Below are 19,342 nucleotides of genomic sequence, written 5' to 3' on the forward strand. Positions count from 1 at the left end.
TATGACTCTTAGACGTTGACGCCGAACGAGCGTGCCAGCGGACCGAGGCCGCCCTTGAAGCCCTGGCCGACGGCGCGGAACTTCCATTCGCTGCCGGCGCGGTACAGCTCACCGAAGATCATCGCGGTTTCGGTCGAGCTGTCCTCGGACAGGTCGTAGCGCGCGATCTCGGCTTCGCCGGCGGCGTTCAGGCAGCGGATATAGGCCTTGCCCACCTGCCCGAAGTTCTGGCGGCGCGCATCGGCGTCGTGGATGGTGACGCAGAACGAGACCTTGTCGATGTCGGCCGGCACGCGCGCCAGGTCGATTGTCAGCTTTTCGTCGTCGCCATCGCCCTGGCCGTCGGTGTTGTCGCCGGCGTGGGTCACAGAGCCGTCGGTCGATTTCAGGTTGTTGTAGAAGATGAAGTCGGTATCGCCACGTACCTTGGCGTCGGTCTTGAGCATGAAAGCGCTACCGTCCAGGTCGAAGGCGGAACCGTCGGTCGAGCGTGGATCCCAGCCCAGGCCGATGATGACCTTGGTCAGGCCCGGTGCTTCCTTGCTCAGGTTGACGTTGCCGCCTTTTTGCAGACTGATTGCCATGCGAACTCCTTTTCCGTTGAGGGATGAAATGGACGACGATGCTGCCGTCGCCATCGGGATGCATCCGCCAATATAGGCGGTAATTGATCAATTGTACATGGGGCTGGGCCGCCCGGATTTCAACAGTTTTCATAGGGGGATGTACGTACTTACGCCACGCCTGGGGCACGGAATGTCACATTTGGGGATTTGGAGGATCAGGCAAAAACGAACCAGCTTCCGGCAACGCGAGAGCATGCGCCAACCCGATACTGGGTGCTCTTCCACCCCATCTGAAGGAGCACACCATGAACAAGATCGCACTCGTCACCGGCGCCAGCCGTGGCCTTGGCCGCAATACCGCGCTGAACATCGCGAAAAAGGGCGGCGACGTCATCATCACTTACCAAAGCCGCGAGCAGGACGCCCAGGCAGTGGTCGACCAGATCCGTGCCATGGGCCGCCAGGCGCTGGCGCTGCGGCTCGACGTCGGCGACGTCGCGGGCTTTCCGTTGTTCGTCGAACACCTGCGCGCCGCACTGAAGCAAACCTGGGACCGCGACAGCTTCGACCATCTGGTCAACAATGCCGGCCATGGCGACGCGGCGCTGATCGAGGATACCACCCAGGCCCAGTTCGACCGCCTGGTCGACGTCCACTTCAAGGGCGTGTTCTTCCTGACCCAGGCGCTGCTGCCGCTGCTGGCCGACGGCGGTCGCATCGTCAACCTGTCGACCGGGCTGACGCGCGTTTCCTACCCGGGCCTCGGCGCCTATGCCGCGGTCAAGGGGGCGGTCGAGATCCTGAGCGTCTACCTGGCGCGCGAACTGGGCAGCCGCGGCATCGCGGTCAACACGGTGGCGCCGGGCGCGATCGAGACCGATTTTCTGGGCGGCGCGGTGCGCGACACGCCGGACATGAACGCCGCCTTCGCCGGCATGATCGCCCTCGGCCGGGTCGGCGTGCCGGACGATATCGGCCCGATGATCGCCAGCCTGCTGGGCGAGGACAACCGCTGGATCACCGGCCAGCGGATCGAAGTCTCGGGCGGCCAGGTCATCTGAGCAGCGGCCACCGACGCGAGGAGAACGCCATGACCCCCGATAATCCCTTCCTGCCCTTGTCCTTCATCGCGGGGCCGGCGATCCTGACCAATGCCTGCGCCATCATGCAGAACGGCGCCGCCATCCGCTACAGCCTGGCGATCACCCACCTGCGTGAATTCCGCGCCTCGCTGGCGGCCGGCGACGACCGTTTCGCGCAGCTGTATGCCGACACCGCGCTGGCGGCGCAGCTGGTCGAGCGCCGGATCGCGCTGCTGCTAGGTGGCCTGAACCTGCTGTATGCGACGGTGGGCCTGTTCGGGCTGACCACCTTCGCCGCGCTGCTCGGCGCCTTCATCGCCGCAAGTCATCCCGGCTGGGGCGCGGCGGCGGCCCGGGTCATGGAGGGCGCCGGCGGCGTAGGCCTGTGCCTGCTGGTGGCGGCCATCGCCGCCTTCATGCGCGAGAGCGCGCTCGGTACGGCCCTGATGCGCCTGCACCGGCGCCTCGACTAGCGTCACAGCGCCTCAGGCCGCGGCGTGCAGCCGGGCCTGGGCCGCGACTTCGCGCACCGGGGGCATGCCGAACATGCGCCCGTATTCGCGCGTAAACTGCTGCACGCTCTCGTAGCCGACCGCATGGGCGGCGTTGCTCGCGTTCTTGCCCTCGGCCAGCATCAGGCGCCGCGCCTCGATCAGGCGCAGCTGCTTCTGGAATTGCAGCGGCGTGAGCGAGGTCACGGCGCGGAAGTGCTGGTGGAAGGACGAAGGACTCATGCCGGCCAGCGCCGCCAGCTGCTCCACCGGCATGCGCTGGGCATAGTTCGTGCGCAGCAGCGCCACCGCGCGGGCGATGCGCCGCACCTGGCTGTCCGGCAGCCCCAGGCGCCGGATCGCGGCGCCGTGGCGCCCGGCCAGCAGCCAGTAATGGAATTCCCTGATCAAGGCCCCTTTCAATACCGGGATCGACGCCGGCCGCTCGAGCATGCGCATCAGGCGCAGCGTGACGTCCGCGAGCTGGTTCTCGGTGGGCTCGATGCGCACCGGCGCCTCGTCGCCCGCTTCCACCACCGCGATTTCGGTCATCAGGTCGGCGATGACTTCGGGCGACAGGTCCAGCGCCAGCGCGCAGTAAGGCGCGGCGGCGCTGGCTTGCGTGATCTGGCTGACGGTTGGCACGTCGGCCATGATCAGCAGCGAATCGCCGGCATTGAAGGTGAACGACTGGCTGCCCATCGTCACGTGCTTGCTGCCCTGCAGTACCAGGCAGGCGAGGGGGCGGGGGATCTGGTAACTGAGCTCGGTGCGGCCTGTCGAATAAATCGTGATCAGGCCGGGGATGGGCGTGCGGGCAATGCCGCCGGCATCGGCATTGTCTTGCGCGTGGCGCAGCACGGCGTCGAGAAGTTGGGTGTCCATGCCGCCAATAGTAGCGCCGCTTGCCGCGCTTGAAAACGCGCCTGGAGGATTGGGCAAAGATTGTCGAGTTTCCGGTAACGACAGGATGGCTGGCGGCGCGAAGATGGCTTCACCGGCGTGGCAGACACAAAAGGCGGCGCCACCCACCCTGCAGTTTCACCGACAACAAGGAGCTTGAGCATGAACACCACCGACACCATCCTGATCGTCCTCTCGGCCGCCGATCACTGGACCCGTACCGACGGCAGCAAGTATGAAACCGGCTACTGGGCCGAGGAATTCGTCGTCATTCACGAGAAATTCGTGCAGGCCGGCTACCGGGTCGACCTGGCCACGCCGGGCGGCGTCGAACCGACCGCCGACTGGCGCAGCCTCGACGTCCAGTATGGCGGACAAGAAGCGCCGCGCTACGCCGCCTACCTGGATGGCATTGCCGATATCCTGGCTCGTCCACTGGTGCTGGCCGACGTCGATGTTTCACGGTATGTGGCGGTGGTGATTCCGGGCGGCCACGGCCCGGCCGAAGACCTGGTCCGCGACGCCGACATGGCGCGGGTGCTGTTCGAGGCCGAACGCAGCGGCAAGGTGATCGGCTCGGTATGCCACGGCCCGGCGGCGCTGCTCAGCGCGGTGAAGGAAGACGGCAGCTGGCTGTTCGCCGGGCGCCGGGTCACCGGTTTCAGCGACGAAGAAGAAATCGCCTTCGGCACCGCCGAGAACGCGCCCTGGCTGCTGGCCTCGCGGATGCGCGAACTGGGCGGGCACTACGAGCGCGGCGCCGAGGACTGGAAGCCGTTCGCGATCACCGATGGCAAGCTGGTCACCGGCCAGAATCCGGCGTCCAGCGCGCTGACCGCGGACGGCGTGCTGGCGGTCCTGGCCAAAACCGCCTGACGGAGCTTACGCGGCCCTGGCGTCGTCCTCGCCGGTCCACGCGGCCTGTTCCACCGGCTGTGCGGCCTGCGCCGGCTGGCGCGCCAGGTGCACCGTCTGCATCGGCAGCGCCAGCGATACGCCGCGCGCTTCAAGCCCGGCGAGGATTGCGAGGTAGATTTCCTGCTGTGTCGTCATATAGACGGCATAGTCGGTGTTGTCGACGTAGTAGACCGTCTCGTAATTGAAGCTGGGGGCGGCGATGCTGTTCAGGTGGGCACGGTCGAAGCGCACCTGCGGCTGGGCGCTGACGATCTCCTTGATCATCTCGGACAGTTCGCGCAGCACCGGCGCCGGCGTCTGGTGCGATACCGCGAACTGGAACACCACGCGGCGCGATTCCATGCGGCGCAGGTTCTGCACCCGGCTGGTGAGCAGGTCATTATTGGAGAACACGATCTGCTCGCCGGAGAGGCTGCGAACCCGGGTCGTTTTCAGGCCGATTTTCTCGACCGTCCCCAGCATGGTGCCGACGATGATGAAGTCGCCCACCACGAACGGCTTGTCGAGCACGATCGAGAGCGAGGCGAACAGGTCGCCCAGGATGCTCTGCACCGCCAGCGCAATGGCGATGCCGCCGATACCCAGGCTGGCCACCAGGGTGGTGATGTTCACGCCCAGGTTGTCGAGCACCATCAGGGCCACCACCGCCCACAGCAGCACCCGCACCAGGAAGGTGATCGCGGCCGACGAGGTGATCCGGTCCGGGTCGATGCTGCCTTCAGCGCGCTTGGCCTTGAGCCAGGTGCGCAGTGCGTGGTCGCCCCAGATCGCCACCTGGAACAGCACTGCCGTGATGGCGATGCGCCCGATGAACAGCTGCGCCTTGTCGGACAGCGTCAGGAAGCTGGCGCCGGCATACAGGCCAACGGCTACCAGCACCAGCAGCTTGGTCGAGCGCAGCGCGGCCACCGCGATGTCGTCCCATTTGGCGTCGGTGCTCGCCGCGAGCACGGCCAGGCGCCGCGCCAGGATCGATTTGATGGCGTCGAGTCCGGCCGCGACAGCGGCCACCACGACGAGCGCGACCAGCCAGTCGGCGACCGGATTCTTCAGGATGAGGTATTCCATCACTGTCGTATTTCCCTTTCAATCAAAGTTCAGGATTCAGGCGGCGGAGCGTTCGTCCGCCGTCTCGTCGGCGCCGGATGCCGGCAGTTGCGCCAGCGCGGCCAGGAAGTCATCGCCCCAGCGCGCCACGTCGCGGTCGTTCACGATCGCCGCCATGCGTCCGGAGCGGTAGGCCACTTCGTCGGCGCCCATGGTCAGCGCGTGATACAGGGTCGCGCTCATCGCATTCCTGTCGTACGGGTTCACCAGCAGCGCGCCGTGCAGCTCGACGGCGGCGCCGGCGAATTCGGACAGCACCAGGGTGCCCGGACGGCCGACAGCATGGCGGGTGGCCACGTATTCCTTCGCCACCAGGTTCAGGCCGTCGCGCAGCGGCGTGATCCAGGCGACGTCGCAGGCGGCGTAGTGGGCCACGACGTCCTCGAACGGCAGCGATCGGTAGAAGTAGCGCACCGGCACCCAGTCCAGGGTCGAGAAGCGGCCGTTGATGCGGCCGACCACGCGATCGAGTTCCTCGCGCAGGCTGTCATAGATCTCCATGCCCGACGCCGCCGGCGTGATGATATTGATCAGCATGACTTTCCCCCGCAGCTCGGGATGCTGTTCGAGCATGCGCTCATACGCTTGCAGCTTCTCCAGCGAGCCCTTCACGTAGTCGAGGCGCTCGATCGAGATGATGCCGGTGCGGCCATTCAGGTACTCGTCCCATTCGGCGATCTGGCGCCCGATGTCGTCGGTCTTGACCAGGTCTGCGATCAGGCCGGCGTTGGTGCCCACCGGATGGGCGCCCAGCGTGACCCGGCGTCCGCCCACTTCGAGCGCGGTGTGCATGCGGTCGACCCCGAGCGCGCAGCCGAAGGTCAGGTAGCGTGGCGCGCACGGCACGGCGTCGCCCACCTCGACCGGCGCGCAGGAGCGCGCGGCGTCGACGAAGTTCTCGACGTAGCGCGGGATGTGGAAGCCCACGTAGTCGCACTGCAGCAGGCTGCCGATGATGTCGTTCCGCCACGGCAGGATGTTGAACACGTCGCTGGAAGGGAAGGCGGTGTGGTGGAAGAAGGCGATCGTCAGGTCGGGACGCAGCGGGCGCAGGAAGGCCGGCACCATCCACAGGTTGTAGTCGTGGATCCAGGCGGTGGCGCCGGGCGCCGCCTCGCGCGCGGTCTGCTCGGCGAACAGGCGGTTCACTTCCAGGAAGCGTTCCCAGTGGTCCTGGCGGAATTCGGCTTTATCGGGGAAGGAAAAGATGATCGGCCAGAACGCCTCTTTCGAGAACTTCTTGTAGAACTGGTCGATGTCGTCCTCCGTCAGGGGAATCCGGGCCGCCTTGAGCTGCGGGTAGCGCTGCGCGTCGACGGCGACGTGCGGGATGAACCCGTTCGGCGTCCGGCTGGCCTGCTGCGACCAGGCGACCCACGAACCCTTGCGCCCGCCGGCGAAAAAGCTGAGCAGGGTCGGCATGATGCCGTTCGGGCTTTTCGGGCGGCGCTGGTACGTCACGCCGCCTTCCACCACTTCGTCATAGGGCAGGCGGTGGTAGACCATGACCAGCTCGGCCTCGCCATACGAGGTGGCCTCGAGCGCATCGCCACCGTCGTCCAGGCGCAGGCCGTGGCGGCCAAACGCCTGCAGGATGCCGCCGCAGCCGGCGGCGTCGGCCACCACCACGCGCGGCATCTTGCGCACCGCCTGCACCAGCGCCGGTTCGGCGGCGCCCACCACCACGCCGCGGAAACCCGCCTCGAACATCGACAGGTCGTTCAGGGTGTCGCCCGCCACCACGATATGGGCCGGATCGAAGCCCGCCACTTCGGCCAGGCGGCGCACCGCGACGCCCTTGCCGACGCCGCGCGGCAGCACGTCCAGGTAGCGGCCGGCCGAGAACAGCAGGTCGCAGCCGAGGGCGTCGACGGCGGCGCGCAGCGCGGGCGTGATGGCATCCTCGGTGGCGTAGAAGGACACGCGGCGTTCCTGGGGCACCGACTGGCGCACCAGGTCCGGGAAGTCGGCCAGCGCTTTCAATACGGCCTGGCTGCCCGGCCAGCGCGAAGCGATGTCATGGGCCAGGGGTTCGACCGGACGCAAATCGGCGTCGACGATGGTGGCGCCGACGTCGGCGATGATGTAGTGGGGACGCGGCACCGTCGGGTCGGACAGCAGGGGAATGACGGTTTCCAGGCCGCGGCCGGTGACGAACACCAGTTTCGCCTCCGGCAGGGCGCCGGAAAACAGTTCGCGGATGCGGCGCCGCGCCTCGTGGGTGCCGGCCAGCAGCGTACCGTCCAGGTCAGTAGCCAGGACCAGGCGCGAGGGATCGAGCTGGCGCGGCCAGTGGCGGGTTTCAATGACAGTCATTCTTGATCATCCTTTACAGCGATGCGTCCGCCCATGAACCATGGGTTGGGTGGCGGACCGGGTCTGGGCCCACGGTGCTCGCCGGGGAGGCGCGCGGGCCGGAGAAAGGCGGGACAGGGACCTGCGCTCTCTTGTAGTTGAATGCGCGATCGACACGTCGGGAACCGCCAGGCGGAGGAGGGAGGGCAGCGCCGGCATGGTTGCCGGAATCACGTGCGCCAGGTGCGCGCGACACGGCCGTCCCTCGAAAAACATTTGTACAATAGCATTTCACGCCAGCATCTTCAACCCGCGATTTCCTTGAGCGATGCGGGCGCGGCCGTTCTCCGCGGGGCAGGGAATTGACGAGCACGCGAAAAAAGGTATTGCAAAACTGTAAGCCTGGCACTTATAATTCGGCTCCCCGGGCGGTTAGTTCAGCTGGTTAGAATACTTGGTCGACATCCAAGGGGTCGCAGGTTCGAATCCTGCACCGCCCACCAGACTTCCAGATCGCAGGCTCCCAGCAATGGTTGTAGCCTGTAGAGAAAAGACACAGCGGTGTGTCTTTTCTGTGCCGTTCAGCTAGAACGGATTCTTCTTTCTCCAGATACTGCGAAAAGCGCAACAGGCCGGATTTGACTCCGATTTTTCCTGTTGCGCCGAAGCCTTTTGCGCGTTATACTAGCCGGCTTCGGTATGGGTGCCTCTTTTATTGCCCATATTATTTAGTAGTTCAACTACCCCCGCCCAATCGTAGGTGGGAATGGAGAAAAAATGAGCTTGGGCCTTCTCGGTCGCAAGGTTGGCATGATGCGTATCTTCACGGATGACGGCGATTCGATCCCTGTCACTGTGCTGGATGTGTCGAACAACCGTGTCGCACAAATCAAAACCCCTGAAACTGATGGCTACACCGCAGTTCAGGTCGTCTACGGCCAACGTCGCGCTTCGCGCGTGAACAAGGCTGCTGCCGGTCACTACGCCAAAGCTGGCGTCGAAGCCGGTACGATGCTGAAAGAATTCCGCATCGATTCCACCAAAGCCGCCGAACTCAAAGCTGGTGATGTCATCGCCGCTTCGCTGTTCGAAGTGGGCCAGAAAATCGACGTGCAAGGCACCTCGATCGGTAAGGGCTACGCCGGTACCATCAAGCGTCACAACTTCGCCTCGGGTCGTCAGACCCACGGTAACTCGCGTTCGCACAACGTTCCTGGCTCGATCGGTATGGCCCAGGATCCAGGCCGCGTGTTCCCAGGTAAGCGCATGACCGGTCACATGGGCGACGTTACCGTCACCACCCAGAACCTGGAAGTGGCTCGCATCGACACCGAACGTCAGCTGCTGCTGATCAAGGGTGCCGTTCCTGGCGCGAAGAACGGCCAAGTGGTCGTCAAGCCAGCTGTCAAAACCAAAGCCAAGAAAGGAGCGTAAGCATGGAACTGAAGCTCCTGAATGAGCAAGGTCAAGCTGGCGCCAACGTTGCAGCAACCGACGAAGTGTTCGGTCGTGAATACAACGAAGCCCTGATCCACCAGATCGTCGTCGCCTACGCTGCCAACGCACGTAGCGGCAACCGCAAGCAGAAGGACCGTGAAGAAGTCCACCACACGACCAAGAAGCCATGGCGCCAAAAAGGTACCGGCCGCGCTCGTGCTGGTATGTCGTCGTCGCCTCTGTGGCGCGGCGGTGGTCGTATCTTCCCGAACACCCCGGACGAGAACTTCTCGCACAAAGTTAACAAGAAGATGTTCCGTGCAGGTATCTGCTCGATCTTCTCGCAACTGGCTCGCGAAGGCCGCCTGAACGTGGTCGAGAACCTGTCGATCGAAGCTCCAAAGACCAAGCTGCTGTCGCAAAAACTGCAGACCATGGGCCTGGAATCGGTCCTGGTGATCACCGACACCATCGATGAGAACCTGGAACTGGCTTCGCGCAACCTGCCGCACGTGCTGGTCGTCGAGCCGAAGCACGCTGATCCGATGTCGCTGGTGTTCTACAAAAAAGTCCTGGTCACGAAAGCTGCTCTGGCCAAGATCGAGGAGATGTACGCATGAGCGCCGCAATCAAATTCAGCGAAGAGCGCCTGATGAAGGTGCTGCTGGCTCCGATCATTTCCGAGAAGGCTACCTTCGTTGCGGAAAAGAACGAGCAGATCGTGTTCAAGGTCCTGCCTGACGCGACCAAGCCAGAAATCAAGGCTGCCGTCGAGATGCTGTTCAAGGTCGAAGTGGAATCGGTGCAAACCGTGAACCGCGAAGGCAAGCAAAAGCGTTCGGGCCGTTTCACCGGCCGTCGCAACCACACCAAGCGTGCTTTCGTGTGCCTGAAGCCAGGCCAGGAAATCAATTTTGTCGAGGAGGCTAAATAATGGCACTCGTAAAGATGAAGCCAACCTCCCCAGGCCGTCGCGGCATGGTGAAAGTTGTGACCGAAGGCCTGTACAAAGGTCGTCCGCTCGCAGCCCTGGTTGAAAAGAAATCGAAAACTGCCGGCCGTAACAACAACGGTCACATCACCACCCGTCACAAGGGCGGTGGCCACAAGCAGCACTACCGTCTGGTCGACTTCAAGCGCCAGAAGGACGGCATTCCTGCCAAGGTCGAGCGTATTGAATACGACCCGAACCGTACCGCGCACATCGCACTGCTGTGCTACGCGGACGGCGAGCGTCAGTACATCATCGCCACCAAAGGCATGGCTGTCGGCGACGCGATCATGAACGGCGCGGAAGCTCCGATCAAGGCCGGTAACTGCCTGCCAATCCGCAACATCCCGGTCGGTACCGTGATGAACTGCGTCGAAATGCTGCCAGGTAAGGGTGCCCAGATGGCCCGTACCGCCGGCGCCGGCGTCGTGCTGATGGCCCGTGAAGGCACCTACGCCCAGGTTCGCCTGCGCTCGGGTGAAGTCCGTCGCGTGCACATCGAGTGCCGCGCTACCGTTGGTGAAGTCGGCAATGCCGAACACAGCCTGCGCAAGATCGGTAAGGCTGGCGCGATGCGCTGGCGCGGTGTTCGTCCTACCGTCCGCGGTGTGGTCATGAACCCGGTCGATCACCCGCACGGTGGTGGTGAAGGTAAAACTGCAGCCGGTCGTCACCCAGTGTCGCCATGGGGCCAGCAGACCAAGGGCAAGCGTACGCGTTCGAACAAGCGTACGTCGTCGATGATCGTTTCGCGCCGCGGCAAGAAATAAGGATAAAAAATGACTCGTTCATTGAAAAAAGGGCCGTTCATTGACGCCCACCTGGTGAAAAAAGTCGAGACCGCGCAAGCGACCAAAGACAAAAAGCCAGTCAAAACCTGGTCGCGCCGCTCGACGATCTCGCCAGACTTCATCGGTCTGACGATCGCTGTCCACAACGGCAAAGTGCACGTGCCTGTGTACGTGTCGGAGAACATGGTCGGCCACAAGCTCGGCGAATTCGCGCTGACCCGTACGTTCAAGGGCCACGCCGCTGACAAGAAGGCGAAACGATAATGGAAACTAAAGCAATCCTCAAAGGCGTACGCCTTTCGGAACAAAAAGGCCGTCTGGTCGCCGATCTGATTCGTGGCAAGAAAGTTGACGCAGCACTCAACATTCTGCAATTCAGCCCGAAAAAAGGCGCGACCATCATCAAGAAGGTTCTCGAGTCGGCTATCGCCAACGCGGAACACAACGATGGCGCCGACATCGACGAACTGAAAGTGGTTCAGATCTATGTCGAAAAGGGCCCGATCCTCAAGCGCTTTACTGCACGTGCAAAAGGCCGCGGCGATCGCATTTCCAAACAATCCTGTCACGTTTACGTGACTGTCGGTAACTAAGGAGTCATACGATGGGTCAGAAAATCCACCCAACCGGCTTCCGCCTGGCGGTCACCCGTAACTGGGCGTCGCGTTGGTATGCTGGTAACGGCAACTTCGCTTCGATGCTGCAGGAAGACCTGGAAGCTCGCGCTTTCCTGAAAAAGAAGCTGAAGAACGCTTCGGTCGGCCGTATCGTCATCGAGCGTCCTGCCAAGAACGCACGCTTCACCATTTACTCGTCGCGTCCTGGTGTCGTGATCGGTAAAAAAGGCGAAGACATCGAAGTGCTGAAAACGTCGCTGGCGAAGATCATGGGCGTGCCCGTGCACGTCAACATCGAAGAGATCCGCAAGCCAGAGATCGATTCGCAGCTGATCGCCGACTCGATCTCGCAGCAGCTCGAAAAGCGCATCATGTTCCGTCGCGCCATGAAGCGCGCAATGCAAAATGCAATGCGCCTGGGCGCCGTCGGCATCAAGATCATGTCGTCGGGCCGCCTGAACGGCATCGAAATCGCACGTACCGAATGGTACCGCGAAGGCCGTGTGCCACTGCACACCCTGCGCGCCGATATCGACTACGGCACCAGCGAAGCATCGACCACCTACGGCATCATCGGCGTCAAGGTCTGGGTCTACAAGGGCGACCGTTCGGTCACCGGCGAAGCACCAGTCATCGACACCCCGCCAGATGAGAAGAAGCCACGCGGCCCACGTCGTGACGACGGCAAGCCATCGCGCGGTCCACGTCCAGCCGGCGGTGCACGTCCAGCTGCCGCGCCAACCGTGCGCGCTCGCCCAGCTGTCAAGCTGGCGACCCCGGCTGCCGCTGCACCCGCTGAGAAAGCAGGAGAATAAGCATGCTGCAACCATCGCGCAGGAAGTATCGTAAAGAGCAGAAAGGCCGTAACACCGGCATTTCGCACACCCGCGGCACCGCGGTCTCGTTCGGTGAATTCGGTCTGAAGGCAGTTGCCCGCGGCCGTATCACCGCACGCCAGATCGAAGCGGCACGTCGCGCCATGACCCGTCACATCAAACGTGGCGGTCGTATCTGGATCCGTATCTTCCCGGACAAGCCGATTTCGAACAAGCCGGCCGAAGTCCGTATGGGTAACGGTAAGGGTAATCCAGAGTACTACGTCGCTGAAATCCAGCCAGGCAAAGTCCTGTACGAGATGGACGGCGTCGCAGAAGAACTGGCGCGCGAAGCGTTCCGCCTGGCCGCTGCCAAACTGCCACTGGCTACCACTTTCGTGGTTCGCCAAGTTGGCCAATAACAGGAGTTGAATATGAAAGCATCGGAACTCCGCGGCAAAGACCAGGAAGCGCTGCAGAAGGAGCTGAACGAGCTGCTCAAGGCCCAATTCGGTCTGCGCATGCAAGTCGCCACCCAGCAGCTCGGTAACACTTCGCAGCTGAAGAAAGTACGTCGCGATATCGCGCGTGTGAAGACTGTGATGAACACGAAGGAAGCCAAATGACCGACACCACCATCAAAACGGCGCTGAAGCGTACGCTGGTCGGCAAAGTCGTGTCCGATAAAATGGACAAGACGGTAACCGTCCTGATCGAACGTCACGTCAAGCACCCGCTGTACGGCAAGATCATCGTGCGCTCGAACAAGTATCACGCGCACGACGAAGCGAACGAAGCGAAAATCGGTGACACCGTCGAGATCGCAGAAGGTCGTCCGATCTCGAAGACGAAAGCGTGGACTGTGACCAAAGTGTTGCAAGTCGCACAGGTACTGTAAGTACCCATAAAATTTGTCTTGCGTGGCCCGCTGGTATCTGAGATACTAGCGGGCTTCGTTCATGTGTTGCCGCAGTTATCCCCCGCGGTACAGCGGCCTGTAACGAAAGTGTTTTTGGAAAGTCCATCACCCAAACATGGGGCTCCAGCAGGGGCGTCATGGCGGGACCAAGACTGACCGCAGGCCCACGGTTCTCCGTGGGGTTTTCTACGGCTTAAGTTGGGAAAGAAACTACTATGATTCAAACCGAAAGCCGGCTCGAAGTAGCCGACAACACCGGTGCCAAGGAAGTTCTGTGCATCAAGGTGTTGGGCGGCTCGAAGCGCCGTTACGCGAGCATTGGCGACATCATCAAGGTCACCGTTAAAGTCGCAGCCCCACGTGGCCGCGTCAAAAAGGGTGAAATTTACAATGCCGTGGTTGTGCGTACCGCCAAAGGTGTGCGCCGCCAGGATGGTTCCCTGGTCAAGTTCGACGGCAATGCCGCTGTCCTGCTGAACGCCAAGCTGGAGCCAATCGGTACCCGTATCTTCGGACCAGTCACGCGCGAACTGCGCACTGAAAAGTTCATGAAGATCGTGTCGCTGGCACCTGAAGTTCTGTAAGGATTCGACATGGATAAGATTCGTAAAAACGACGAAGTCATCGTTCTGGCCGGTAAGGACAAGGGCAAGCGTGGCGTCGTTCAGAAGCGTGTAGACGCTGAACACGTCATCGTCGAAGGCGTCAACGTCGCTAAAAAAGCGACCAAGCCTAACCCGATGACCGGTGTTACTGGTGGTATCGTCGACAAGACCATGCCGATTCACGTGTCGAACGTCGCGCTGTTCAACGCAGCGACCGGCAAGGCAGATCGCGTTGGCTTCAAAGACCAGGACGGCAAAAAAGTCCGCGTCTTCAAGTCGAGCGGCGAAGTAGTGAAAGGGTAAGAAGAAATGGCCCGTCTCCAAGCAATTTATAAAGAAAAAGTCGTCGCCGAGCTGACCGAGAAATTCGGTTACAAATCGGTGATGGAAGTGCCACGCCTGACCAAGATCACCCTGAACATGGGTCTGTCGGAAGCAGTCGCCGACAAGAAGATCATCGAGCACGCTACTGGCGACCTGACCAAGATCGCCGGCCAGAAGCCAGTGATCACCAAGGCACGCAAGGCAATCGCTGGTTTCAAGATCCGCGAAGGCTACCCGATCGGCACGATGGTGACCCTGCGCGGCGCCCGCATGTACGAATTCCTGGACCGTTTCATCACCGTGGCTCTGCCGCGCGTGCGTGACTTCCGCGGTGTCAATGGTAAATCGTTCGATGGTCGCGGCAACTACAACATCGGTGTCAAAGAGCAGATCATCTTCCCAGAGATCGACTACGACAAGATCGATGCACTGCGCGGCATGAACATCTCGATCACCACGACTGCTAAGACCGACGAAGAAGCCAAAGCGCTGCTCGCCGCCTTCAAATTCCCGTTCAGGAACTAAGAGCATGGCAAAACTTGCACTGATTAACCGCGAACAGAAGCGTGCAGACCTGGTGGAGAAATTCGCCCCGAAGCGTGCCGCTCTGAAAGCAATCATCGACGACCAGTCGAAGTCGGAAGAAGAACGTTACGAAGCGCGCCTGAAGCTGCAAGCGCTGCCGCGTAACTCGGCACCGACCCGTCAGCGTAACCGCTGCGCCATCACTGGCCGTCCACGTGGCACTTTCCGTAAATTCGGTCTGGCACGTACCAAACTCCGCGAATTCGCCATGAAGGGCGAAATTCCGGGTATGACCAAAGCAAGCTGGTAATAGGAGAATATGCAATGAGTATGAGCGATCCTATCGCCGATATGCTGACCCGCATTCGCAACGCACAAGTCGTCCAGAAAACCACGGTCGCAATGCCGTCGTCGAAAGTCAAGGTTGCCATTGCCAACGTCCTGAAGGACGAGGGTTACATTGAAGATTTCGCAGTGTCGTCGGCTGACGGCAAATCGGAACTGAAAATCGGTTTGAAGTATTACACTGGCCGTCCGGTCATCGAGCGCCTCGAGCGCGTGTCCCGTCCAGGCCTGCGTATCTACAAGGGCAAAGACGAGATCCCAACCGTCATGAACGGCCTGGGCGTGGCAATCGTGTCGACTCCGCAAGGCGTCATGACTGATCGCAAAGCACGCGCTACCGGTGTCGGTGGCGAAGTGATTTGCTACGTGGCTTAAGGAGTAGACGATGTCTCGAGTAGCTAAGATGCCAATCGCCGTCCCTGCCGGTGCCGAAGTCGCGATCAACGCGTCGTCGATCACCGTCAAGGGCCCGCTGGGCACCCTGACCCAAGCCCTGAACGGCCTGGTCAAAGTAGAAAACAACAATGGCACGCTGACCTTCGACGTGATCGACGATTCGCGTGAATCGAACGCCATGTCGGGCACCCTGCGCGCCCTGGTCAACAATATGGTTACCGGTGTCACCAAGGGTTTCGAGCGCAAGCTGAACCTGGTGGGCGTGGGCTACAAGGCAGCAGTGCAGGGCAACGCCCTGAACCTGTCGCTGGGCTTCTCGCACCCGGTGCTGCACGCGATGCCTGAAGGCGTCACCGCAGTGACCCCGACCCCGACCGAGATCCTGATCAAGGGTATCGATCGTCAAAAGGTCGGCCAGGTTGCCGCTGAAGTGCGCGCTTACCGCTCCCCTGAGCCTTACAAAGGCAAGGGCGTCCGTTATTCGGACGAAGTGGTCAAGCTTAAAGAAACCAAGAAGAAATAATCGGAGCAGACATGGACAAGAAACAATCCCGTCTGCGTCGTGGCCGTCAGACCCGCATCAAGATTGCCCAGCTGGGCGTGAACCGTCTGTCGGTTCACCGCACCAACCTGCACATCTACGCAAACCTGATCAGCCCGGACGCAAAAGTACTGGTGTCGGCTTCGACCCTGGAAGCGGAAGTGCGCGCCGAACTGGCTGGCCAGACCGGCGCCGGCGGCAACGCTGCAGCAGCTGCCCTGGTTGGCAAGCGCGTCGCAGAGAAAGCACTGAAAGCAGGAATCACCGAAGTTGCGTTCGATCGCTCGGGTTTCCGTTACCACGGTCGGGTGAAGGCGCTGGCGGAAGCCGCGCGTGAAGCCGGTCTGAAGTTCTAAGGAAGAATCGTCATGGCAAAAATGCAAGCGAAAATGGCAAGCGACAAGCCGGATGATGGCATGCGCGAAAAAATGATCGCGATCAACCGCGTGACCAAAGTGGTCAAGGGTGGTCGTATCATGGGTTTTGCAGCGCTGACCGTTGTCGGTGACGGCGATGGCCGCATCGGCATGGGCAAAGGCAAGTCGAAGGAAGTTCCAGTCGGCGTGCAAAAAGCGATGGAAGAAGCCCGCCGCAACCTGATCAAGGTGCCACTCAAGAACGGTACCCTGCATCACACCGTGTCCGGTCGTCACGGCGCCTCGCGCGTCATGATGATGCCAGCGAAACCTGGTACCGGCGTGATCGCTGGTGGCGCAATGCGCGCTATCTTCGAAGTGATGGGCGTGACCGACGTGGTCGCCAAGTCGACCGGTTCGTCGAATCCTTACAACCTGGTGCGCGCAACTCTCGACGGTCTGTCGAAGATGAGCACCGCGGCTGACATCGCTGCCAAGCGCGGCAAGTCGGTCGAAGACATCGTCGGTTAAGGGGAAATAACATGGCAAACACCGTTAAAGTTCAGCTCGTCAAGGGCCTGATCGGTACCCGTCAAGACCACCGTGCCACCGTGCGCGGCCTGGGCCTGCGTCGCGTCAACTCGGTCTCCGAGCTGCAAGACACCCCATCCGTGCGTGGCATGATCAACAAAGTCTCGTACCTCGTGAAAGTTGTTTCGTAAGCCTTCGGGCTTGTGAACGGAGAAATCAATGGAACTCAATACCATTCAACCAGCTGACGGCGCCAAGCACTACAAGCGCCGCGTTGGTCGCGGCATTGGCTCCGGCCTGGGCAAGACTGCCGGCCGTGGTCACAAGGGTCAGAAATCGCGTTCGGGCGGCTTCCACAAAGTCGGCTTCGAAGGCGGTCAGATGCCTCTGCAGCGCCGTCTGCCGAAGCGTGGCTTCAAATCGCTGAACGCGACCTTCAAGGCTGAAGTTCGTCTGTCCGACCTGAACAACCTGGCTGTCGGCGATGTCGACATCATGGTGCTCAAGCAGGCAGGCATCCTGTCGGTCCTGGCACGCGACGTGCGCGTCATCCTGTCCGGCGAGATCACCAAAGCGGTGAACCTCAAGGGCCTGAAAGCGACCGCTGGCGCGAAAGCAGCGATCGAAGCAGCTGGCGGCTCGGTCGCGTAAAGCGACCGCTGCCTGATCGGAGCAAAAATTGGCGACTAATTCACAACTTGGTAAAAGCGCCGCTTCCGGATTCCCCTGGGGCCGGCTGTGGTTTTTGCTTGGCGCATTGGTCGTGTACCGCATCGGTGCTCACATCCCGGTTCCCGGGATTGACCCGGTGCAGCTCGCTGCGCTGTTCAAGCAGAACGAGGGCGGCATCCTTGGCATGTTCAACATGTTCTCGGGTGGCGCCTTGTCCCGCTTTACCGTGTTCGCGCTCGGCATCATGCCTTACATTTCGGCTTCGATCATCATGCAGCTTGCATCGATCGTCTCGCCGCAACTCGAGGCGTTGAAGAAAGAGGGCGAAGCCGGCCGCCGCAAGATCACCCAGTACACCCGGTACTTCACGGTGGCACTGGCGTTGTTCCAGGCGTTCGGCATCGCAGTCGCGCTCGAGGCGCAACCTGGCCTGGTCATCGATCCTGGTCTCGGTTTCCGCTTCGTGACCGTCGTTACCCTCCTGACCGGCACCATGTTCCTCATGTGGCTGGGCGAGCAGATCACTGAACGTGGTCTTGGCAACGGCATTTCGATCATCATCTTTGCCGGTATCGCAGCAGGTCTGCCTTCGGCCCTGGGCGGCTTGTTCACCCTGGTCTCGAACGGTTCGATCGGCAGCTTCTCGGCCATCCTGATCGTGGTCCTGGTGGCTGCGGTGACGTATGCGGTGGTGTTCGTGGAACGCGGGCAGCGCAAGATCCTGGTCAATTACGCGAAACGTCAGGTCGGCAACAAGATCTACGGTGGCCAAACCAGCCACCTGCCCTTGAAGCTGAACATGGCAGGCGTGATCCCGCCGATCTTCGCATCGTCGATCATTCTGTTCCCGGCGACGATTGTCGACTGGTTCACTCGCGGCAAGGATTCGTCCGGCCCGGTGATCGGGTTCCTGAAAGATCTGGCGGCGTCGATGGCGCCAGGCGAGCCAATCCACGCTTTGCTGTATGCGGTGGCGATCGTGTTCTTCTGCTTCTTCTACACCGCGCTGGTATTCAACAGCAAGGAAACGGCGGATAACTTGAAGAAGAGCGGCGCGTTTGTTCCGGGCATCCGTCCGGGCGAGCAAACCGCACGTTACATCGACAAGATCCTGATGCGCCTGACCCTGGCCGGTGCAGTCTATATCACCCTGGTGTGCCTGGTGCCGGAGTTCATGACCGCCCAGTGGAAGGTTCCCTTCTACTTCGGTGGCACGTCGCTCCTGATCATCGTGGTGGTGACGATGGACTTCATGGCACAAGTGCAGAACTACGTCATGTCGCAACAATATGATTCTCTGTTGCGGAAGGCCAACTTCAAGGGTGGGGTTCCGACGCGATAAGCGACGGAGTGCATAGAGCGAATGGCAAAAGACGACGTCATCCAAATGCAGGGGGAGATCCTCGAAAATCTCCCAAACGCGACGTTCCGCGTAAAGCTGGAAAACGGCCATGTGGTCCTGGGGCATATCTCGGGTAAAATGCGGATGAACTATATCCGCATTCTCCCGGGTGACAAGGTAACGGTGGAGTTGACTCCGTATGACCTGTCCCGGGCCCGCATCGTGTTCCGCACCAAGTAAAAACATCATCAAGTAAACGAACCGAAGAGAGTGCAAAATGAAAGTTAACGCTTCAGTCAAGCGGATCTGCCGCAACTGCAAGATCATCAAGCGCAAAGGCGTGGTCCGTGTGATCTGCGTCGAGCCGCGTCACAAGCAGCGTCAAGGTTAATCGAGGAATAACGAATGGCACGTATTGCAGGGGTTAACATCCCAAATCATCAGCACACCGTTATCGGCCTGACGGCTATCTACGGTATTGGCCGTCCGCGTTCGCAGAAGATCTGCGACGCAACCGGTGTCGCGACCAACAAAAAGGTCAAGGACCTGGACGATAACGAACTCGAGAAACTGCGCGACGAAGTCGGCAAGTTTGTCGTGGAAGGTGACCTGCGCCGCGAGCTGTCCATGAACATCAAGCGTCTGATGGACCTGGGTTGCTACCGCGGCATGCGTCACCGTAAGGGCCTGCCGGTCCGCGGTCAGCGTACCCGCACCAATGCTCGTACCCGTAAAGGTCCGCGCAAGGCAGCTCAATCGCTCAAGAAATAATC

General features: G+C 61.2%; 31 protein-coding genes and 1 tRNA gene. 28 read left to right on the forward strand and 4 right to left on the reverse strand.

Translation table 11 applies throughout. The annotated features are described in order from the left end of the window. Positions 1 to 8: 8 nt before the first annotated feature. The gene (locus tag SOM61_RS06545; protein ID WP_123069930.1) at positions 9 to 584 is read right to left on the reverse strand and encodes a TerD family protein; all 576 of its coding nucleotides are present in this window, start codon (positions 582 to 584) and stop codon (positions 9 to 11) included. 287 nt (positions 585 to 871) lie between these two features. Between SOM61_RS06545 and SOM61_RS06550 the strand changes: the two genes are divergently transcribed. Together SOM61_RS06550 and SOM61_RS06555 are read left to right on the forward strand one after the other, a co-directional pair. Then, the gene (locus SOM61_RS06550) at positions 872 to 1,627 is read left to right on the forward strand and encodes an SDR family NAD(P)-dependent oxidoreductase (RefSeq protein WP_320473345.1); all 756 of its coding nucleotides are present in this window, start codon (positions 872 to 874) and stop codon (positions 1,625 to 1,627) included. A 29-nt stretch (positions 1,628 to 1,656) separates the two neighbouring features. Then, entirely contained in the window at positions 1,657 to 2,121 is a 465-nt protein-coding gene (locus SOM61_RS06555) for a DUF2721 domain-containing protein (protein WP_320473346.1), read from the forward strand. Between the two features lie 12 nt (positions 2,122 to 2,133). Here SOM61_RS06555 and SOM61_RS06560 read toward each other — a convergent pair whose 3' ends face one another. Then, entirely contained in the window at positions 2,134 to 3,024 is an 891-nt protein-coding gene (locus SOM61_RS06560) for an AraC family transcriptional regulator (RefSeq protein ID WP_320473347.1), read from the reverse strand. Between the two features lie 180 nt (positions 3,025 to 3,204). Between SOM61_RS06560 and SOM61_RS06565 the strand changes: the two genes are divergently transcribed. Next, complete coding sequence (locus tag SOM61_RS06565) at positions 3,205 to 3,918, forward strand: type 1 glutamine amidotransferase domain-containing protein (RefSeq protein ID WP_320473348.1); 714 nt, start codon at positions 3,205 to 3,207, stop codon at positions 3,916 to 3,918. A gap of 6 nt (positions 3,919 to 3,924) precedes the next feature. On the opposite strand, the gene SOM61_RS06570 is transcribed toward SOM61_RS06565, so the two are convergent. Together SOM61_RS06570 and ggpS are read right to left on the reverse strand one after the other, a co-directional pair. Then, positions 3,925 to 5,028 carry a mechanosensitive ion channel family protein gene (locus SOM61_RS06570; RefSeq protein ID WP_320473349.1) on the reverse strand — a complete coding sequence of 368 codons (1,104 nt, stop codon included), beginning with the start codon at positions 5,026 to 5,028 and terminating at the stop codon, positions 3,925 to 3,927. Between the two features lie 36 nt (positions 5,029 to 5,064). Continuing rightward, entirely contained in the window at positions 5,065 to 7,383 is a 2,319-nt protein-coding gene (ggpS, locus tag SOM61_RS06575; RefSeq protein ID WP_320473350.1) for a glucosylglycerol-phosphate synthase, read from the reverse strand. 405 nt (positions 7,384 to 7,788) lie between these two features. On the opposite strand from ggpS, the gene SOM61_RS06580 reads away from it, so the two are divergent. The 25 genes from SOM61_RS06580 (at position 7,789) to rpsM (ending at position 19,340) form a co-directional block, all read left to right on the forward strand. After that, a tRNA-Val gene (locus SOM61_RS06580) sits at positions 7,789 to 7,865 on the forward strand. Positions 7,866 to 8,139: 274 nt separating this feature from the next. Next, on the forward strand, positions 8,140 to 8,796 hold the full coding sequence (gene rplC / locus SOM61_RS06585; RefSeq protein ID WP_320473351.1) for a 50S ribosomal protein L3: 657 nt from the start codon (positions 8,140 to 8,142) through the stop codon (positions 8,794 to 8,796). Positions 8,797 to 8,798: 2 nt separating this feature from the next. Further along, the gene (gene rplD / locus SOM61_RS06590) at positions 8,799 to 9,419 is read left to right on the forward strand and encodes a 50S ribosomal protein L4 (RefSeq protein WP_005663467.1); all 621 of its coding nucleotides are present in this window, start codon (positions 8,799 to 8,801) and stop codon (positions 9,417 to 9,419) included. After that, on the forward strand, positions 9,416 to 9,733 hold the full coding sequence (gene rplW, locus SOM61_RS06595; RefSeq protein ID WP_123069936.1) for a 50S ribosomal protein L23: 318 nt from the start codon (positions 9,416 to 9,418) through the stop codon (positions 9,731 to 9,733). The genes rplD and rplW overlap by 4 nt, the downstream gene beginning before the upstream one ends. Then, positions 9,733 to 10,560 (forward strand): 50S ribosomal protein L2, encoded by an 828-nt coding sequence (gene rplB, locus SOM61_RS06600; RefSeq protein ID WP_147936467.1) that lies wholly within the window; start codon positions 9,733 to 9,735, stop codon positions 10,558 to 10,560. The genes rplW and rplB overlap by 1 nt, the downstream gene beginning before the upstream one ends. A 9-nt stretch (positions 10,561 to 10,569) precedes the next feature. Further along, a complete protein-coding gene (gene rpsS, locus SOM61_RS06605; RefSeq protein WP_123069938.1) occupies positions 10,570 to 10,845 on the forward strand; it encodes a 30S ribosomal protein S19 in 276 nt (91 codons plus the stop codon). Further along, positions 10,842 to 11,174: a 50S ribosomal protein L22 gene (rplV, locus tag SOM61_RS06610; RefSeq protein ID WP_170976705.1), complete on the forward strand. Its 333-nt coding sequence runs from the start codon at positions 10,842 to 10,844 to the stop codon at positions 11,172 to 11,174. Before rpsS ends, rplV begins: the two co-directional genes overlap by 4 nt. An 11-nt stretch (positions 11,175 to 11,185) precedes the next feature. Continuing rightward, positions 11,186 to 12,013, forward strand: coding sequence for a 30S ribosomal protein S3 (gene rpsC, locus SOM61_RS06615; protein WP_123069939.1), 828 nt, complete (start codon positions 11,186 to 11,188; stop codon positions 12,011 to 12,013). Positions 12,014 to 12,015: 2 nt separating this feature from the next. After that, positions 12,016 to 12,435, forward strand: coding sequence for a 50S ribosomal protein L16 (gene rplP / locus SOM61_RS06620; RefSeq protein WP_005663456.1), 420 nt, complete (start codon positions 12,016 to 12,018; stop codon positions 12,433 to 12,435). Between the two features lie 12 nt (positions 12,436 to 12,447). After that, entirely contained in the window at positions 12,448 to 12,639 is a 192-nt protein-coding gene (rpmC, locus tag SOM61_RS06625) for a 50S ribosomal protein L29 (RefSeq protein ID WP_123069940.1), read from the forward strand. Beyond that, positions 12,636 to 12,911 carry a 30S ribosomal protein S17 gene (gene rpsQ / locus SOM61_RS06630; RefSeq protein WP_123069941.1) on the forward strand — a complete coding sequence of 92 codons (276 nt, stop codon included), beginning with the start codon at positions 12,636 to 12,638 and terminating at the stop codon, positions 12,909 to 12,911. Before rpmC ends, rpsQ begins: the two co-directional genes overlap by 4 nt. 236 nt (positions 12,912 to 13,147) lie before the next feature. Further along, positions 13,148 to 13,516, forward strand: a complete 369-nt coding sequence (gene rplN / locus SOM61_RS06635) for a 50S ribosomal protein L14 (protein ID WP_005663451.1) — start codon at positions 13,148 to 13,150, stop codon at positions 13,514 to 13,516. A 9-nt stretch (positions 13,517 to 13,525) separates the two neighbouring features. After that, positions 13,526 to 13,840: a 50S ribosomal protein L24 gene (rplX, locus tag SOM61_RS06640; RefSeq protein ID WP_091877211.1), complete on the forward strand. Its 315-nt coding sequence runs from the start codon at positions 13,526 to 13,528 to the stop codon at positions 13,838 to 13,840. Between the two features lie 6 nt (positions 13,841 to 13,846). Then, positions 13,847 to 14,386: a 50S ribosomal protein L5 gene (rplE, locus tag SOM61_RS06645; protein WP_123069942.1), complete on the forward strand. Its 540-nt coding sequence runs from the start codon at positions 13,847 to 13,849 to the stop codon at positions 14,384 to 14,386. Positions 14,387 to 14,390: 4 nt separating this feature from the next. Continuing rightward, complete coding sequence (gene rpsN / locus SOM61_RS06650; protein WP_123069943.1) at positions 14,391 to 14,696, forward strand: 30S ribosomal protein S14; 306 nt, start codon at positions 14,391 to 14,393, stop codon at positions 14,694 to 14,696. A 14-nt stretch (positions 14,697 to 14,710) separates the two neighbouring features. Further along, on the forward strand, positions 14,711 to 15,106 hold the full coding sequence (gene rpsH / locus SOM61_RS06655; RefSeq protein ID WP_123069944.1) for a 30S ribosomal protein S8: 396 nt from the start codon (positions 14,711 to 14,713) through the stop codon (positions 15,104 to 15,106). Positions 15,107 to 15,116: 10 nt separating this feature from the next. Next, positions 15,117 to 15,650: a 50S ribosomal protein L6 gene (gene rplF, locus SOM61_RS06660; protein ID WP_137172336.1), complete on the forward strand. Its 534-nt coding sequence runs from the start codon at positions 15,117 to 15,119 to the stop codon at positions 15,648 to 15,650. An 11-nt stretch (positions 15,651 to 15,661) separates the two neighbouring features. Next, a complete protein-coding gene (rplR, locus tag SOM61_RS06665) occupies positions 15,662 to 16,024 on the forward strand; it encodes a 50S ribosomal protein L18 (protein WP_123069946.1) in 363 nt (120 codons plus the stop codon). A gap of 12 nt (positions 16,025 to 16,036) precedes the next feature. Further along, positions 16,037 to 16,555, forward strand: coding sequence for a 30S ribosomal protein S5 (gene rpsE, locus SOM61_RS06670; RefSeq protein ID WP_005663437.1), 519 nt, complete (start codon positions 16,037 to 16,039; stop codon positions 16,553 to 16,555). An 11-nt stretch (positions 16,556 to 16,566) separates the two neighbouring features. Continuing rightward, positions 16,567 to 16,746, forward strand: coding sequence for a 50S ribosomal protein L30 (gene rpmD, locus SOM61_RS06675; protein ID WP_123069947.1), 180 nt, complete (start codon positions 16,567 to 16,569; stop codon positions 16,744 to 16,746). Positions 16,747 to 16,774: 28 nt separating this feature from the next. Next, entirely contained in the window at positions 16,775 to 17,206 is a 432-nt protein-coding gene (rplO, locus tag SOM61_RS06680; protein WP_123069948.1) for a 50S ribosomal protein L15, read from the forward strand. Positions 17,207 to 17,234: 28 nt separating this feature from the next. Beyond that, the gene (gene secY / locus SOM61_RS06685; protein WP_005663430.1) at positions 17,235 to 18,569 is read left to right on the forward strand and encodes a preprotein translocase subunit SecY; all 1,335 of its coding nucleotides are present in this window, start codon (positions 17,235 to 17,237) and stop codon (positions 18,567 to 18,569) included. Between the two features lie 21 nt (positions 18,570 to 18,590). Next, positions 18,591 to 18,809, forward strand: a complete 219-nt coding sequence (gene infA / locus SOM61_RS06690) for a translation initiation factor IF-1 (protein WP_005663428.1) — start codon at positions 18,591 to 18,593, stop codon at positions 18,807 to 18,809. A gap of 37 nt (positions 18,810 to 18,846) precedes the next feature. Next, positions 18,847 to 18,960 (forward strand): 50S ribosomal protein L36, encoded by a 114-nt coding sequence (gene rpmJ, locus SOM61_RS06695; RefSeq protein ID WP_005663407.1) that lies wholly within the window; start codon positions 18,847 to 18,849, stop codon positions 18,958 to 18,960. 14 nt (positions 18,961 to 18,974) lie between these two features. After that, complete coding sequence (rpsM, locus tag SOM61_RS06700; protein WP_320473352.1) at positions 18,975 to 19,340, forward strand: 30S ribosomal protein S13; 366 nt, start codon at positions 18,975 to 18,977, stop codon at positions 19,338 to 19,340. Positions 19,341 to 19,342: the final 2 nt, after the last annotated feature.

Source organism: Massilia sp. CFBP9012 (assembly GCF_034045115.1).
In the GTDB taxonomy this organism is placed as follows: domain Bacteria; phylum Pseudomonadota; class Gammaproteobacteria; order Burkholderiales; family Burkholderiaceae_D; genus Telluria.